The 13,747-nt window shown below is 70.8% G+C and carries 15 protein-coding genes and 1 pseudogene; 11 read left to right on the forward strand and 5 right to left on the reverse strand.

Annotated features, from left to right (window positions below; all coding sequences use genetic code 11):
* Positions 1 to 812, forward strand: a pseudogene (locus GUY59_RS26765) (hypothetical protein); the annotation flags it as partial.
* A gap of 48 nt (positions 813 to 860) precedes the next feature.
* Here GUY59_RS26765 and GUY59_RS26770 read toward each other — a convergent pair.
* Positions 861 to 1,190 carry a helix-turn-helix domain-containing protein gene (locus GUY59_RS26770; RefSeq protein WP_138202443.1) on the reverse strand — a complete coding sequence of 110 codons (330 nt, stop codon included), beginning with the start codon at positions 1,188 to 1,190 and terminating at the stop codon, positions 861 to 863.
* Positions 1,187 to 2,203, reverse strand: a complete 1,017-nt coding sequence (locus GUY59_RS26775) for a tyrosine-type recombinase/integrase (RefSeq protein ID WP_138202444.1) — start codon at positions 2,201 to 2,203, stop codon at positions 1,187 to 1,189. The genes GUY59_RS26770 and GUY59_RS26775 overlap by 4 nt, the downstream gene beginning before the upstream one ends.
* A 283-nt stretch (positions 2,204 to 2,486) precedes the next feature.
* On the opposite strand from GUY59_RS26775, the gene GUY59_RS48985 reads away from it, so the two are divergent.
* Both GUY59_RS48985 and GUY59_RS26785 read left to right on the forward strand, forming a co-directional pair.
* A complete protein-coding gene (locus tag GUY59_RS48985) occupies positions 2,487 to 3,314 on the forward strand; it encodes an Atu4866 domain-containing protein (protein ID WP_161714716.1) in 828 nt (275 codons plus the stop codon).
* A 180-nt stretch (positions 3,315 to 3,494) separates the two neighbouring features.
* Positions 3,495 to 4,013, forward strand: coding sequence for a DinB family protein (locus tag GUY59_RS26785; RefSeq protein WP_138202446.1), 519 nt, complete (start codon positions 3,495 to 3,497; stop codon positions 4,011 to 4,013).
* On the opposite strand, the gene GUY59_RS26790 is transcribed toward GUY59_RS26785, so the two are convergent.
* Positions 4,010 to 5,122: an ROK family transcriptional regulator gene (locus tag GUY59_RS26790; RefSeq protein ID WP_236667533.1), complete on the reverse strand. Its 1,113-nt coding sequence runs from the start codon at positions 5,120 to 5,122 to the stop codon at positions 4,010 to 4,012. The two genes, GUY59_RS26785 and GUY59_RS26790, sit on opposite strands and share 4 nt — an antisense overlap.
* Before the next feature lie 89 nt (positions 5,123 to 5,211).
* On the opposite strand from GUY59_RS26790, the gene xylA reads away from it, so the two are divergent.
* The 7 genes from xylA to GUY59_RS26825 all read left to right on the forward strand — a co-directional run bounded on the left by xylA (position 5,212) and on the right by GUY59_RS26825 (position 12,345).
* Positions 5,212 to 6,363, forward strand: coding sequence for a xylose isomerase (gene xylA / locus GUY59_RS26795; RefSeq protein WP_138202448.1), 1,152 nt, complete (start codon positions 5,212 to 5,214; stop codon positions 6,361 to 6,363).
* The gene (locus tag GUY59_RS26800; protein WP_138202449.1) at positions 6,360 to 7,103 is read left to right on the forward strand and encodes a sugar phosphate isomerase/epimerase family protein; all 744 of its coding nucleotides are present in this window, start codon (positions 6,360 to 6,362) and stop codon (positions 7,101 to 7,103) included. The genes xylA and GUY59_RS26800 overlap by 4 nt, the downstream gene beginning before the upstream one ends.
* Positions 7,100 to 8,203, forward strand: a complete 1,104-nt coding sequence (locus GUY59_RS26805; protein WP_201761368.1) for a Gfo/Idh/MocA family protein — start codon at positions 7,100 to 7,102, stop codon at positions 8,201 to 8,203. Before GUY59_RS26800 ends, GUY59_RS26805 begins: the two co-directional genes overlap by 4 nt.
* A 181-nt stretch (positions 8,204 to 8,384) precedes the next feature.
* Positions 8,385 to 9,986 carry a lysine--tRNA ligase gene (gene lysS, locus GUY59_RS26810; RefSeq protein WP_138202451.1) on the forward strand — a complete coding sequence of 534 codons (1,602 nt, stop codon included), beginning with the start codon at positions 8,385 to 8,387 and terminating at the stop codon, positions 9,984 to 9,986.
* The gene (locus GUY59_RS26815) at positions 9,983 to 10,552 is read left to right on the forward strand and encodes an AAA family ATPase (protein ID WP_138202452.1); all 570 of its coding nucleotides are present in this window, start codon (positions 9,983 to 9,985) and stop codon (positions 10,550 to 10,552) included. Before lysS ends, GUY59_RS26815 begins: the two co-directional genes overlap by 4 nt.
* Before the next feature lie 60 nt (positions 10,553 to 10,612).
* Positions 10,613 to 11,341, forward strand: a complete 729-nt coding sequence (locus tag GUY59_RS26820) for a glycosyltransferase family 2 protein (protein WP_138202453.1) — start codon at positions 10,613 to 10,615, stop codon at positions 11,339 to 11,341.
* Positions 11,342 to 11,382: 41 nt separating this feature from the next.
* Complete coding sequence (locus tag GUY59_RS26825) at positions 11,383 to 12,345, forward strand: ketopantoate reductase family protein (protein WP_138202454.1); 963 nt, start codon at positions 11,383 to 11,385, stop codon at positions 12,343 to 12,345.
* Here the strand turns inward: GUY59_RS26825 and GUY59_RS26830 are convergent.
* Positions 12,320 to 12,847: a DUF6886 family protein gene (locus tag GUY59_RS26830; RefSeq protein ID WP_138202455.1), complete on the reverse strand. Its 528-nt coding sequence runs from the start codon at positions 12,845 to 12,847 to the stop codon at positions 12,320 to 12,322. The two genes, GUY59_RS26825 and GUY59_RS26830, sit on opposite strands and share 26 nt — an antisense overlap.
* 75 nt (positions 12,848 to 12,922) lie before the next feature.
* Between GUY59_RS26830 and GUY59_RS26835 the strand changes: the two genes are divergently transcribed.
* On the forward strand, positions 12,923 to 13,279 hold the full coding sequence (locus GUY59_RS26835; RefSeq protein ID WP_132333494.1) for a hypothetical protein: 357 nt from the start codon (positions 12,923 to 12,925) through the stop codon (positions 13,277 to 13,279).
* A gap of 6 nt (positions 13,280 to 13,285) precedes the next feature.
* On the opposite strand, the gene GUY59_RS26840 is transcribed toward GUY59_RS26835, so the two are convergent.
* Positions 13,286 to 13,711: a hypothetical protein gene (locus tag GUY59_RS26840; protein WP_171055453.1), complete on the reverse strand. Its 426-nt coding sequence runs from the start codon at positions 13,709 to 13,711 to the stop codon at positions 13,286 to 13,288.
* Positions 13,712 to 13,747: the final 36 nt, after the last annotated feature.

Here is a 13,747-nt window from a genome sequence, read left to right on the forward strand (position 1 = left end):
AGCTCGAGGAGGAGGAGTTGGCGGCCGATCCCGTCGTGGCCGCCGCGTGGGCGCACGCGCGGGCCACCACGCCGTTGCGCGCCGGTGAACACCTGGCGGTCAGCCGGCTGTGGATCTCGCCGCCGTACGGGTGGAATTCGCCGGTGATGGATGTGATCCAGTGGCGTGTGATCGCCAACTGTCTGCGGGCCGAGCGCATGGCATGGTCATATATCGCGATTCGGCGGGCGAACCAGACGTGGACCGAGCGCCTACGGCGTTGCGGGATGCGCGACATCGCCGAGCAGCCCCGGCTGGAGAACGACCCGTACACCCTGTTCGTCCACGACTGGCGCGCGGTGCCGGCGCAGGCCTGGCTGGACCGCGTGAACCGCATGCTCGTCGCGGGCCCCGCCGACGGCCAGCGGGCCGCGACCGCGGGCCTCGCGGTGTTGTCCCAGGCGGAGTTCGCCGACGCGATCCGCAAGGCGCTGCGCCACCTGTGGCGGACCGACGCGCTGGCCGCCTCCCCGCTGACGCGCACCAGGCTGGTCGCCGAGCGGGCGGGGAACGACCCGGCCACGGCACTGGGTGACCTGCTCCGGCAGGCGATCGATGACTTGCGCGAAGATCCGCGTGCGGTCAAGTTCCACCGGGCGATGGCCGTCACGTACCTCCAGGACACGCCCACCCAGGAGGCGGCCGCGGAACGGCTCGGCCTCCCGTTCACCACCTACCGCCGCCACCTGACGGCCGGCATCGAACGGGTCTGCGCCTGCCTGTGGCACCGGGAGCTGTACGGCGCGGACGCGCCGGCGTACCGGCCGGGCTGAGCCGGCGCGCACTGGTCCCTTCCGCCGGGTGAAACGGGACCTGCCACCTCAGTCCGGCAGGACCCGAGCCCGGGTCGGCCGCGAACCGAAGCGCACCTCCGCGCCGGAGCGCCGCCCGGCCACCTCCGCCGCCTCCGCGTCCGCATCCCCGACCGGCTCGATCAGGTCCTCCATCGTGCAGCCGAAAATGTCCAGCAGGGCCATCAGCACGCGCAGGTTCAGCCGTTCCGGCCGCTCTGCGACCAGCCGGTAGACCTGGCTCTGCGACAGCGGAAAACCCCGTTCGGCCAGGAGCGGGCGCAGGTCGGCGGTGGCGTACAGGCCGCGGGCGGCCATCACCTCGCGCAGGCGCCAGCGGTAGTCGAACTCCGCCGTCACGCCGTTCCCCCCACCGTACGGACACAGGCCGCGGTCGTCACCGCGAAGCTGTGCCCGACCTGCTTCTGCACGAACGCCAGGTCGGAGCCGTCCTCAAGGAGATGCGCCATGTACGCCGTGCGCATGCAGTGCGGGGTCAGCGCCCGGTCCAGGTCGAGCGCGTCCCGGTAGGCCGCGAACCGGTCCTCGATCTCCCTGATCCCCAGCCGGCTGCCCCGCTCGGTCAGCCAGAGCGCGTCCTGGTCATTGCCGCGGTACCGGGGCCGGATGTGGTGCAGATAGTCTTGGACCGCCTCCACCGCCCACGGCATGAGACTGACGACCGTTCGCCGCTGCGGCGGGAGGCCCCCGATCCGCCTGCCGGCCCTGATGTCCAGGGAGCCGAACCTGCCCAGCTCCGGGACGCCGGCGTGGGGGACGAAGTCGTACACGTCCAACCCCGACGCCTCCGAGCAGCGCAGCCCCCACGCGTAGAGCACCTTGAAGACGGTGGCGTCCCGGTAGCGGGCCAGAGCCCCCTTGCGGCCGTGTCGCAGGGCCACCTCCACCTGGTCGTCGGCGTGGTCGAGGAAGAGCTGCACCTCCTCGCGGGTCATCGGCCGGCGCGCGGGGTCGCCCCGGTAGCCGGTGAGGTTCGTGTTGGCGCTCCAGTCGTTGAAGACCTGGGCCGGCGCCCTGCCGAAACGGGCCTCGCACTCCACCGGCCACCCGTGGCGCGGCGAGGTGACGTAGTCGCAGAAGAGCCGCAGCGCGCTCTGGTAGCGGCGCACCGTCGACTGCGCCCTGCGCCGCTCCACCAGGTGAGCGATCCACCTGCCGACGTGCTCGGACGACCACTGCCACGGGTAGGCGGCGGCGAACGTGGCGAACCGGCGTACCGCCTGCTCGCGGAAGGCGATCGTCGGCGGCTGGAGGCGCCGCGCGCCGGCCTGCTGCCGCGACCAGCCCTCCAGCATCGAGTCGAAGACGACGGCTTCCTCGCTCGGCCCGGTGGCACTGCCATAGCCGTACATGCTCGTTCCCCCTCTGGTCCCCGAATCCCGCGTCGCTCAGGCGCCCGCCGGCGCACGGGAGGGCCCGCCTCGGCGTGCCGGCGGCATGGTGCCCGCCGCCGAAAGTGTCGGCTGTTCGGCTGGCCGGTTTTTAGTCCATTCACTGTCCACTTCCTGAGCGAACCTGTGAGCAGGAACGATGGGCCTGTCCGTCTACGGTCGAGCCGACGCGGAGGCTGGGTGCGGCGCTCCCAGGAGGACCGCGGCCTTCTCCCGCGCACCGCCCCGGCCGAAGGTGGAGCGCATGAGCAACGCGCCCACTGTGTTGACCTCCGCCGTGTCGACCTCCGCGCCGAAGGCCGGCCGCCGGTGGTGGCTCCTGCTGCCGGCCGCGCTGGCCGCCGGCCTCGTCATCCACGCCGTACACCCGCAGGTGACCGGCCACCCCGCAGCCGGCACGACCGCACAAGGAGCACAGCCGATGGCAGGACCCGGCGCGCTGGTGGTCGCCGGTGCCACCGTCCACGTCACACCGTCACGGACGGTACGCGGAGAGTTGTGGGCCGAGAACGGACGAATCACCCACGTCGGCCCGCGCGAGGAACAATCATCCCGTCCGGCCGGGGCCCGGGTGATCGAGGCGGACGGTGCGTACGTTGTCCCGCTGCTCGTGGACTCCGCGGTACGCGCACAACCCGCACACCAGCGCGGTCACTACGACCTGACCGTCGGCAACCCGGCCACCTTCGCCGTCACGCGGGCGCGCGTCAGCGAATCCCAGATCAGGCAGATGCTGATGATCCAGCCGCGCGACCTGCTCGCCATCACCACATCAGGACATGTCCAAGCATGGCAAGGCCAGCCCACCCACCCCGCCGGCACCCTCGCCGGAGAGCGCCGGACCTGGCACGGAGTCTGGGTCGACGACTCTCATGAGCTGGAACAGCACCTGCTCCCCGACGGGCGCTACACCGAGACCCGTCACGGCCGGACCGACGCCTACACGGGCAGATACTGGGCCCGCGACGACCGCGTCACCTACCTCGACGACACCGGCTTCTGGGCCTTCGGACAAATGGTCGACGGCGTACTCCACCATTCCGGCTTCGTCATGCGCAAACGCCCCGGGTGATCGCCTAAGTGAGCAGGGCGTTCAGCTGGGCATAGTCCATGAGCGGTGACGTCGGCGTCGTGGCCCAGCCGGTCCAGAACGCCCGGCCTGGTCGCGAACCACGCCATGTCCGGTCCCGGCGGCCCGGCCCGAAGGAAAACCCGTCGCGGTGGCGGCACGGGTGAACTAGCGTCGGCGGGCATGATGCTGCCCCGCGAACGACCCCCCTTCGTCGCCGACGAGCGCACGCAACTCGTCGGCTGGCTCGACATGCAGCGCGCGATCGTGCAGTGGAAGTGCGAGGGGCTGTCGGAGGAGGACGCGCACCGCTCCGTCCTGCCGACCTCGCCTCTCATGACGGTGGCCGGCGTGCTCTCCCACCTGCGCTGGACGGAGCACTGCTGGTTCGAGGCGCTCTTCCTGGGCCGGTCCACCGCCGGCAACCCTGCGTTCGACGAGGATGCGGAGGAGGGCGCCGACATGATCGTCGACGGCGTGCCGACGGCCCGGCTGCTCGACGACTACGAGCGCCAGTGCCGGACCTCCAACGAGATCATCGCCGCCCATTCGCTCGACGACGTCGGCAAGCATCCCGAGTTCCGCTCCGCCCAGGCGAGCCTGCGCTGGATGGTGATCCACATGGTCGAGGAGACCGCCAGGCACGCCGGCCACCTCGACACGATCCGCGAGCTGCTCGACGGGAAGAAGGGCTACTACTAAAGCCCCAGGACCTCGGCGGGTTCGGCGATGATGCGCTGGATGATCATCCCGGCGGCCCCCAGCACCGCCGCGTCCGGACCGGTCCCCGAGACCACCAGCTCGGGCGGGGCGCCGCGCATGTGCGCCAGCCTGGTCCCCAGCCCGTCGGCCACCGGCCCTTCCAGCCAGGGGAACACCGGCGCGAAGACCCCGCCGAGCACGATCATGCCCGGGTCGAGCAGGTGCACGGCCGAGGTGAGCGCCACGCCGAGGGCGTGCCCGGCCCGCTCGCACGTCTCCCGCGCCCGCCGGTCGCCCGACTCCAGCCGCGACACCAGCTCGGAGACCGAGTCCAGCTCCCCGAGCAGCGTGTCCTGCCCGGCGTAGACCTCCAGGCAGCCCCGGCCGCCGCACCGGCACGCGGGCCCGTCGGGCACGACGACGACGTGGCCCAGCTCGCCCGCCAGCCCGAAGGTGCCCCTGAACAGGCTGCCGGCCACGACGAGCCCGGCCCCGATGCCGATCTCGCCCGAGACGTAGAGGAAGTCCGTCTCCCGCGCGCCGAACCACAACTCGCCGAGCGCCGCCAGGTTGGCCTCGTTGTCGATGGCGAACGGCAGGTCGACGAGGTCGCCCACCCGTACGTCCCGCCAGCCGAGGTGCGGCGCGCTGCGCAGCGTCTCGCCCTCGACGGTGCCGGGCACGGCGAGCGCGGCGCCGATGACCCGCAGCCCGTCCGCCTCGGCCTCGGCGATGGTCTCCTTGGCCAGGTCGCGCAGCAGGTGCAGGATGTGCTCGGGGTCGGAGTTGCGGTTGTCGGCCGGGCGGGTGCGGCGCAGGCGTACGGTGCGGGTCAGGTCGACCACGCACGCCGCCAGATAGTCGATGTTGATCTCCAGCCCCAGCGTGGCCACCCGGTGGCCGCTCAGGCTCACGGCGACGCCTGGCCGGCCCCGCTCGCCGCCCCGTACGGCGCCGCGCTCGGTCACCACCCCCGCTTCCAGCAGGTCGGCGACCAGGCTGGACACGGTGGTCTTGGTGAGCCCGGTCAGCTCGGCGAGCGCGGCGCGGGTGTGCGGGCCGGACCGATGGATCTCCCCGAGTACTACGGCCAGGTTACGGGCACGCATGGAATCATGACGGACCCCTCTTGACGCGACCATGCTCACCTCCTCAGGATTATGTACAGATTATGGACTAAAGGCCAAAAGGACGCACCATGACCGCATTCACGCCCACCCCCGACGACCGCTTCACCTTCGGCCTCTGGACCGTCGGGTGGCAGGCCCGCGACCCGTTCGGCGACGCCTCCAGGCCGCCGCTCGACCCGGTCGAGAGCGTGCACCGCCTGGCCGAGCTCGGCGCGTACGGCGTCACCTTCCACGACGACGACCTTGTCGCGGTCGAACCCGACCGCGACAAGGCCATCGCGGCGTTCAGGAAGGCCCTCGACGAGACCGGCATGAAAGTGCCGATGGCCACCACCAACCTCTTCACCCACCCGGTCTTCAAGGACGGTGCGTTCACCAGCAACGACCGCGACGTACGGCGCTACGCCCTGCGCAAGGTCATCCGCAACATCGACCTGGCCGCCTCGCTGGGCGCGAAGACGTACGTCTGCTGGGGCGGGCGCGAGGGCGCCGAGTCCGACGCCGCCAAGGACGTCAGGGCGGCCATGGAGCGCTACAAGGAGGGCCTGGACCTGCTCTGCGCGTACGTCCGGGAGCGCGGCTACGACCTGCGCTTCGCCCTGGAGCCCAAGCCCAACGAGCCCCGCGGCGACATCCTGCTGCCCACGATCGGCCACGCCCTGGCGCTGATCAACGAGCTGGAGCACCCGGAGATGGTGGGCCTCAACCCCGAGGTCGGCCACGAGCAGATGGCCGGGCTCAACTTCGTGCACGGCATCGCCCAGGCGCTGTGGCACGGCAAGCTCTTCCACATCGACCTCAACGGCCAGCACGGGCCGAAGTACGACCAGGACCTGATCTTCGGCCACGGCGACCTCAAGAGCGCCTTCTTCCTGGTCGACCTGCTGGAGAACGGCGGCTACGACGGCCCCCGCCACTTCGACTACAAGCCGCTGCGCACCGAGGACCCCGAGGACGTGTGGGCGTCGGCGGCGGCGAACATGCGCACCTACCTGATCCTCAAGGAGAAGTCCCGCGCCTACCGGGCCGACCCGGAGGTGCGGGAGGCCCTGCGCGCCTCCCGCGTGGACGAGCTCGCCCAGCCCACCCTCGCGGCCGGTGAGACGTGGACCGACCTGGCGGGCGACGACTTCGACCCCGAGGCCGCGGCCAAGCGCGGCTTCCACTTCACCCGGCTCAACCAGCTCGCGCTCGAGCACCTCATGGGGGTACGCGGATGACCAAACCCATCAGTGTTCAGCTCTACACCGTCAGGGAGCCGCTGACCGCGGACCGCGACGACGTGCTACGGCGGATCTCGGAGATCGGCTACACCGCGGTCGAGCCGTACGATCCCACCTCCGACCCCAAGGGGTTCCGCCAGGTCGCCGACGACCTGGGGCTCAGCGTGTCGAGCACGCACGCGGGCGCCCTGCTCCGGCAGGAGCCCGCCGAGGTCTTCGACGCGGTCGCCACGCTCGGCACGGACCTGGTGATCGTCCCCGCCGGCATCGCGCACGAGGAGTTCACCACCGCCGACGGCGTCGCCCGTGCGGCCGACCTGCTCAACGGCCTGGCCGAGCAGGCGGCCGGGCACGGGATGCGGATCGGCTACCACAACCACTGGTGGGAGCTGGAGCCGAAGATCGACGGCCGGCACGCCATCGAGGTGCTGGCCGACCGGCTGGCTCCCGAGGTGTTCCTGGAGATCGACGCCTACTGGGCGGCGGTGGGCGGCGCCGACGTGCCCGCCCTGCTGGGCCGCCTCGGGGAGCGCGTGATCGCGCTGCACGTCAAGGACGGCCCGGTGGTCAAGGGAGAGCCGCACACCGCGGTCGGCAGGGGCGTCATGCCCGTGCCTGAGATCCTCGCCGCCGCCCCGGACGCCTGGCGCGTCGTCGAGCTCGACGAATGCGCCACCGACATCTTCGCCGCCCTGGCGGACAGTCACGCCTATCTCACCTCCTTGGAGAGCCTTTGAGTAACGGCCCCGTCGGCGTCGCCCTCGTCGGCGCCGGAGTCATCAGTGGCCAGTACCTCCGCAACCTCACCTCCTTCCCCGACGTGCGCGTGCTCGCCGTCGCGGACCTCGACGCCGATCGGGCCGCGACCGTCGCCCGCGAGCACGGCGTACCCGTCTCCGGCGACCTCTCCACGGCGCTCGCGCTGCCCGAGGTGGAGATCGTCGTCAATCTCACCGTGCCGTCCGCGCACGCGGCCGTAGCGCTGGAGTCCCTGCGCGCCGGCAAGCACGTGTACGGGGAGAAGCCCTTCGCCATGGACATGGACGAGGGGGCGAAGGTCGTGGCCGAGGCCGCCAACCGGGGCCTGCGTCTCGGGTGCGCCCCCGACACCTTCCTGGGCGCCGGGCTCCAGTCGGCCCTTCACGCCCTGCGCTCGGGCCTCATCGGCACGCCGGTCGCCGTCGCGGCGGCCACGCAGAGCCTCGGCCCCGAGTCGTGGCACCCCAACCCCGAGTTCTTCTACCAGCCGGGCGGCGGCCCGCTGTTCGACCTCGGCCCCTACTACCTGACCGCGCTCGTGTCCCTGCTCGGCCCGGTCGAGCGGGTCGCGGCCGGCACGCGGAAGGCCCGCGGGCAGCGCGTCGTCGGCTCGGGGCCCAAGGAGGGCGCAATCTTCCCCGTCGATGTCCCCACCCACGTCAACGCCCTGCTGGACTTCCCCGGCGCGGCCACGGCGACGGCGACCTTCAGCTTCGACTCGCCCGTCAACCGCAGGATGATCGAGGTCATCGGCACGGAGGGAGCGCTGTCGCTTCCCGATCCCAACACGTTCGAGGGTCCGCTGCTGGCCCGCGGCCTGCGCGACACGGACTGGCGCGAGCTGCCCGTGTCGGGGACCACGGTGAGCCGCGGCATCGGCGTGCTGGACCTGGCCAGGTCGCTGCGCGCGGGCACGCCGCACCGGGCGTCGGGCGAGCTGGCCTATCACGTGCTGGAGCTCATGTCGGCGATCGCGCAGTCCGGCGAGGCCTCGGAGTTCCGTCCCGTCACCTCCACCGCGACCGCACCTGAGCCGCTTCCCGCAGACTGGGATCCGCACGCGGCCACCCTGTCCTGATCCGCATGCCCTGGTGATCGTTCGACGCCGCGGTCGGCGAGCACGACCGCGGCGTCCCCTTCACCCTGGCCCGGCCCGCGGGCGTTGTCAGGTGGGCCGACGACCGGCGCAGCGAACGACCGAGACGGACCGGACAAGTATCGCGTTGGCTTGAACCGGCCCGAGCCGCAAGAATGGCGCGATGGTGGAAAGTGCCGAGACCGACTGGGTCTCCAGGTTCGCGGACGAGGTGATCTCCGAGGCGGAGAGACGCGCTCCGGGCAAACCGATCGTCTGCGCATCGGGGTTGAGCCCGTCAGGCCCGATCCACCTGGGCAACCTGCGTGAGGTCATGACTCCCCACCTGGTCGCCGACGAGATCAGGCGGCGCGGCCTCGACTGCGTGCACCTGCTGTCGTGGGACGACTACGACCGCTTCCGCCGGGTCCCCGCGGGCATCGACCCGTCCTGGGCCGAGCACATCGGCAAGCCGCTGACCTCCGTGCCCGCCCCTCCGGGCAGCGTGCACGCCAACTGGGCCGAGCACTTCAAGGCGCCGCTGAACGAAGCGCTCAAAGAACTGGGCATCGACTGCCACGGCATCAGCCAGACGGAGCAGTACACCTCGGGCGCCTACCGCGAGCAGATCCTGCGGGCGGTGCGTGAGCGGTCGGCGATCGACGCCGTGCTGTCGCGCTACCGCACGAAGCAGGTCGAGGACTATTTCCCGTACAAGCCCTACTGCCACCTGTGCGAGCGCGACCTGACGACGGTCACCGCCTACGACGACGAGACCACCGAGCTGGCCTACACCTGCGAGTGCGGCTTCGGCGAGACGGTCCGGCTGGCCGAGCACGACCACGGCAAGCTGGTGTGGAAGGTCGACTGGCCGATGCGCTGGGCGCACGAGGGCGTGATCTTCGAGCCGTCCGGGGTCGACCACCACTCCCCCGGCTCCGCCTGGATCGTCGGCGGCCAGATCGTGGGCGAGGTGTTCGGCGGCCGGCAGCCCATCGGCCCCATGTACGCGTTCGTCGGCATCACCGGCATGGCCAAGATGAGCAGTTCCAAGGGCGACGTGCCGACCCCGGCCGACGCCCTGGAGATCATGGAGGCGCCGGTGCTGCGCTGGCTGTACGCCCGCCGCAAGCCCCAGCAGTCCTTCAAGATCGCCTTCGACCAGGAGATCCAGCGCCTCTACGACGAGTGGGACGCCCTGGGCCGCAAGGTCGCCACCGGCCAGGCCCAGCCCGCCGAGCTGGCGGCGTACAAGCGCGCGGTCGGCACCGCCACCGGCCCGCTGCCCGCCACGACGCACCCGGTCCCCTACCGCACGCTGGCCTCCGTCCTCGACATCACGACGGGGCACGCCGGGCAGACGCTGCGCATCCTGCGCGACCTCGACGCGGTGGCCTCGCTCGACGACGCCCGCCCGCGCCTGGACAAGGCGCAGGCCTGGGTCGACGACCACATGCCCGCCGACCAGCGCACCCGCGTGCGCGGCACCCCCGACCAGGAGCTGCTCGACTCGCTCGACCCCGACGCCCGCGAGTCGCTGCGGCTGCTGGCCGACGGCCTCGACGACTGGACGATCGAGGGCCTCACCACGCTGGTGTACGGCGTGCCGAAGGTCCAGGCCGGGCTGCCGGCCGACGCCAAGGCGACGCCGGAGCTGAAGGCGGCGCAGCGGGCCTTCTTCGCCCTGCTCTACAAGCTGCTGGTCGGCCGCGAGACCGGCCCGAGGCTGCCCACGCTGCTGATGGCCGTCGGCGCCGACCGGGTGCGCAAACTCGTCGGCGCATGAACGACGTCCGGGTCCCGCGGCGCGTGCCCGGGGTCGTCCTGATCACCGGCATCTCGGCCGCCGGCAAGTCCACCGTGGCGCAGGCCCTGGCCGAGCGGCTGCCGCGCTCGGCCCACGTGCGCGGTGACGTGTTCCGGCGCATGGTGGTCGGCGGCCGGGCCGAGATGACGCCCGAGGCGCCGGACGAAGCGCTGCGCCAACTCGATCTGCGTTACCGTATCGCGGCACAAACGGCGGATCTGTATTACGAAGCCGGATTCACGCCAATTGTTCAGGACGTCATTCTTGGCAGGGATCTGGAGCGGTTTACGAGAATGGTCCGTTCTCGTCCTCTTCATGTGGTCGTCCTCGTTCCAGACCCGGCCACCGTGGAGCGCCGCGAGCGGGCGCGCGACAAGAGCGGCTACGCGGGCGGATGGACGATCGCCCAGCTCGACGCCGCACTGCGCGACGAGACACCGCGCCTCGGCCTGTGGCTCGACACGTCGCCGCAGAGCCCGGAAGAAACCGTGGACGAGATTCTTTCTCGGATGAGCGAGGCTGAAATAAAGGACAATTCCCATTAATTCCTGCCCATGCAAGGAATCGTCAAGTGAACTGCATGTGAAAGGGAGGATTTTTCTGCCATGGACAAGCAGCCTTTCGCCGCCAGCGTCAGTGTCATCGTTCCCGCGATGAACGAGGCGGAGAACCTCCCCCACGTGTTCGCCACGCTGCCCGACTGGATCGACGAGGTGATCCTTGTCGACGGCAACTCGACCGACGACACCGTCGCCGTGGCGCGCGAGTTGCGCCCCGGCCTCCGGGTCGTCACGCAGACGCGGCGCGGCAAGGGCAACGCCCTCATCGAAGGCTTCCAGGCCGCCCAGGGCGACATCATCGTCATGATCGACGCTGACGGGTCCACCAACGGCCGGGAGATCCGCTCGTTCGTCGCCACGCTCGTCAACGGCGCCGACTTCGCCAAGGGTTCCCGGTACGCCCCCGGCGGCGGGTCCGACGACCTCAGCCCGATCCGCTCCCTCGGCAACAGGGTCCTCACCGGGCTGACCAACCTCCTTTACGGCACCCGCTACACCGACCTCTGCTACGGCTACATCGCCTTCTGGACCCGCCACCTCGACGCCCTCGACCTCGACTGCGACGGCTTCGAGATCGAGACCCTCATGAACGTCAGGGCCGCCCGGGCCGGCCTCGTCATCCGCGAGGTCCCCAGCCACGAGCGCTCCCGCATCCACGGCGAGAGCAACCTGAACGCGCTGCGCGACGGCTGGCGGGTGCTCAGGACGATCCTGCGCGAGCGCGGTCGCGGCCGCTCCGTCACGGCACAGGCTCAGGTGGCGCTGGCGAAGTGAGCCAGTGGCACTCGCCACACGACAAGTGACATCCTTTGACAATGCGCTACATAGTGATCGGGGCGGGAGCAGTCGGGGGAACCATCGGGGCCCGGCTGTTCCAAGGCGGCCACGACGTTCTGCTCATCGCGAGAGGCGCGCACTACGACACTCTCCACCGTGACGGCCTGCGCCTGATCACTCCCGAATCCGACGAGACCCTCGACATTCCCGCCGCCGACGGCCCCGTGCCCACCCGCGACGGCGACGTGCTGATCCTGGCCACCAAGTCGCAGGACACCGTCGCCGCGCTGAGCCCGTGGCCGACCGGCCTGCCCGTGGTCTGCGCCCAGAACGGCGTGGCCAACGAGCGCATGGCGCTGCGGCGGTTCGAGCACGTCTACGGCATGTGCGTGTGGCTGCCCGCCGAGCACCTGCGGCCGGGCGTGGTGACCGCGAACGGCGATCCGTACTCCGGCATGCTGCATGTCGGGCGTTATCCACAGGGTGTGGACGAACTCGCCGAGCAGATCGCCACCGACCTCGGCAAGCACGGACTCGTCGGGCGGGCCACCCCCGAAGTGATGCGCTGGAAATACGGCAAACTGATCGGCAACCTGGGCAACGCCGTCGAGGCCCTGCTCGGCCGCGTCGACGGCATGGGCGAGGTGGTCACGCGGGCCAGGGTCGAGGCCATGGCCGTGCTCGACACGGCCGGCATCGCGTACGCGACGAGCGAGGAGGAGGCGGAGGTGCGCGGCCGGCGCGTGGGCATCCTGCCGATCGAGGGCGCCGAGCGCGGCGGCGGGTCGTCGTGGCAGAGCCTGGCCAGGGGCAGCGGCTCGATCGAGGCCGACTACCTCAACGGCGAGATCGTCCTGCTCGGCCGGCTGCACGGCGTGCCCACCCCGGTCAACGAGGTGCTGCGGCGGGAGGCCGACCGGGCGGCCCGCGAGAAGCTGCCGCCCGCATCGATGCGGCTGGAGACGCTGCGGGCCCTCATCGACGAGCGTTGCGCAACCTGATCCCGCTGAACTCCAGCGAGCTCGCCGTCACCTCGTTCCAGAACGGCCACAGGTCGGTCATCACCCTGAGCTGGATGCCGGCCTCCTCGTGCAACTCGAACACGTCGCCGACCTGCTCGGGCGAACCCAGCGGTGTCACGGGCACCGTCGCCACCATGGCGTGCGGCGGTTCACCGATGGGCTTGAAGTCGTCGTCGGGTAGCCGGTAGGCGTAGAGCCGTACGTCCATCATGGCCCCCAGCCAGCCGTACTCGACGGCGTGGACCCGATCACCGCAGCCCGCGCCGACGATCCGGTCGAGATCCTCCTGAGTGGTGCGCGGCCCGGCCCACGCCATCGCCCGCGGGCAGGCCCGGGGGAACCAGTAGTCGGGGCACCGGTCATGGCCGACCGCCCAGACGTAGGGCTCGCTCCGCACCGACGTCGGCGCGACATGGGGCACGAACCGCTCGATCGTCGGGTCCTCGGAAAAGTGCAGCACCTCGCCCGGTCCAGGTCTCATGAACGCCATCATGGCGCATACCCCGCCGCCGCAGGGGCAGGGGAAACCCGCTCTGACGACAAGGGGTGAGTTTGGATGATCTTTTTAGGTGTGCTCCTGGTCCTGCTCGCCGGCGCCGCCGTCGCACTGGTCCTCACCGAGGAGAGCGCCAGGTACATCCTGTTCGGATACACGTTCGAGCCGAATCACCTGGAGATGTTCCTCGCCGGTGCGGCCGTCGCGGCCGTCCTGCTCGTGGGCTTCTGGCTGATCGGCTCGGGCTCGCGCAGGACCGCCAGGCAGCGCCGCAGGCTGCGCAGCGCCAAGGCCGAGGCCTCCAGCCGGGTGGCCCGGCTGGAGGACGAGAAACGGGATCTGGAACGCAAGCTCGAACACGACGGCACCTCTGGTGACCGGCTCGTGTCGCGCGGCCCCGAGACCACGCGTCCGTGACGCCGGTCAGGCGTCCACGCTCTGGCGTGAGGGCAGCAGGTTGCCTTCACGCCAGAGCGCGTACGCGGTGATCAGCGCGCCGAGCCCTTCCCAGAGCCCGACGCCGAAGAACTTGCCCGGCGCCGCGCCCGTCAGCACCAGCGTGGTGAACACCGCGAACGTCACGAGCCTGAACGGCACCGTCCAGCGGAAGAACGGGGTGTAGTTCGCCGAGGCCGCGAAGACGTAGTAGACGCCCATGTTGACGGCCGCCATCGACGAAGCGGCCATGTAGACCAGGGTGTAGTCTCCCGGCGGCCTGGTGTCGAGCACCTCGAAACCCAGTATGACCAGCAGGGTGCCGGGAGAAATCAGACCGAGCAGGCCAAGGGCGAAGGCGAGGAACCCGAAGACCGCGATGGTCCAACCGGAAAAAGAACGCGGGAGACGCACAGAAATCCTTCCAAAGGGGGGTGTACTCTGCGAGGC

Source organism: Nonomuraea sp. K271, assembly GCF_009908215.1.
GTDB lineage: Bacteria > Actinomycetota > Actinomycetes > Streptosporangiales > Streptosporangiaceae > Nonomuraea > Nonomuraea longispora.

What these genes read in the sequence shown, in the direction of transcription:
- GUY59_RS26775 (WP_138202444.1), bottom strand. Translation starts at nt 2,203, where the DNA reads ATGTACGGCTATGGCAGTGCCACCGGGCCGAGCGAGGAAGCCGTCGTC.
- GUY59_RS48985 (WP_161714716.1), top strand. Translation starts at nt 2,487, where the DNA reads ATGAGCAACGCGCCCACTGTGTTGACCTCCGCCGTGTCGACCTCCGCG.
- GUY59_RS26785 (WP_138202446.1), top strand. Translation starts at nt 3,495, where the DNA reads ATGATGCTGCCCCGCGAACGACCCCCCTTCGTCGCCGACGAGCGCACG.
- GUY59_RS26790 (WP_236667533.1), bottom strand. Translation starts at nt 5,122, where the DNA reads ATGCGTGCCCGTAACCTGGCCGTAGTACTCGGGGAGATCCATCGGTCC.
- xylA (WP_138202448.1), top strand. Translation starts at nt 5,212, where the DNA reads ATGACCGCATTCACGCCCACCCCCGACGACCGCTTCACCTTCGGCCTC.
- GUY59_RS26800 (WP_138202449.1), top strand. Translation starts at nt 6,360, where the DNA reads ATGACCAAACCCATCAGTGTTCAGCTCTACACCGTCAGGGAGCCGCTG.
- lysS (WP_138202451.1), top strand. Translation starts at nt 8,385, where the DNA reads ATGGTGGAAAGTGCCGAGACCGACTGGGTCTCCAGGTTCGCGGACGAG.
- GUY59_RS26815 (WP_138202452.1), top strand. Translation starts at nt 9,983, where the DNA reads ATGAACGACGTCCGGGTCCCGCGGCGCGTGCCCGGGGTCGTCCTGATC.
- GUY59_RS26820 (WP_138202453.1), top strand. Translation starts at nt 10,613, where the DNA reads ATGGACAAGCAGCCTTTCGCCGCCAGCGTCAGTGTCATCGTTCCCGCG.
- GUY59_RS26825 (WP_138202454.1), top strand. Translation starts at nt 11,383, where the DNA reads ATGCGCTACATAGTGATCGGGGCGGGAGCAGTCGGGGGAACCATCGGG.
- GUY59_RS26830 (WP_138202455.1), bottom strand. Translation starts at nt 12,847, where the DNA reads ATGAGACCTGGACCGGGCGAGGTGCTGCACTTTTCCGAGGACCCGACG.
- GUY59_RS26835 (WP_132333494.1), top strand. Translation starts at nt 12,923, where the DNA reads ATGATCTTTTTAGGTGTGCTCCTGGTCCTGCTCGCCGGCGCCGCCGTC.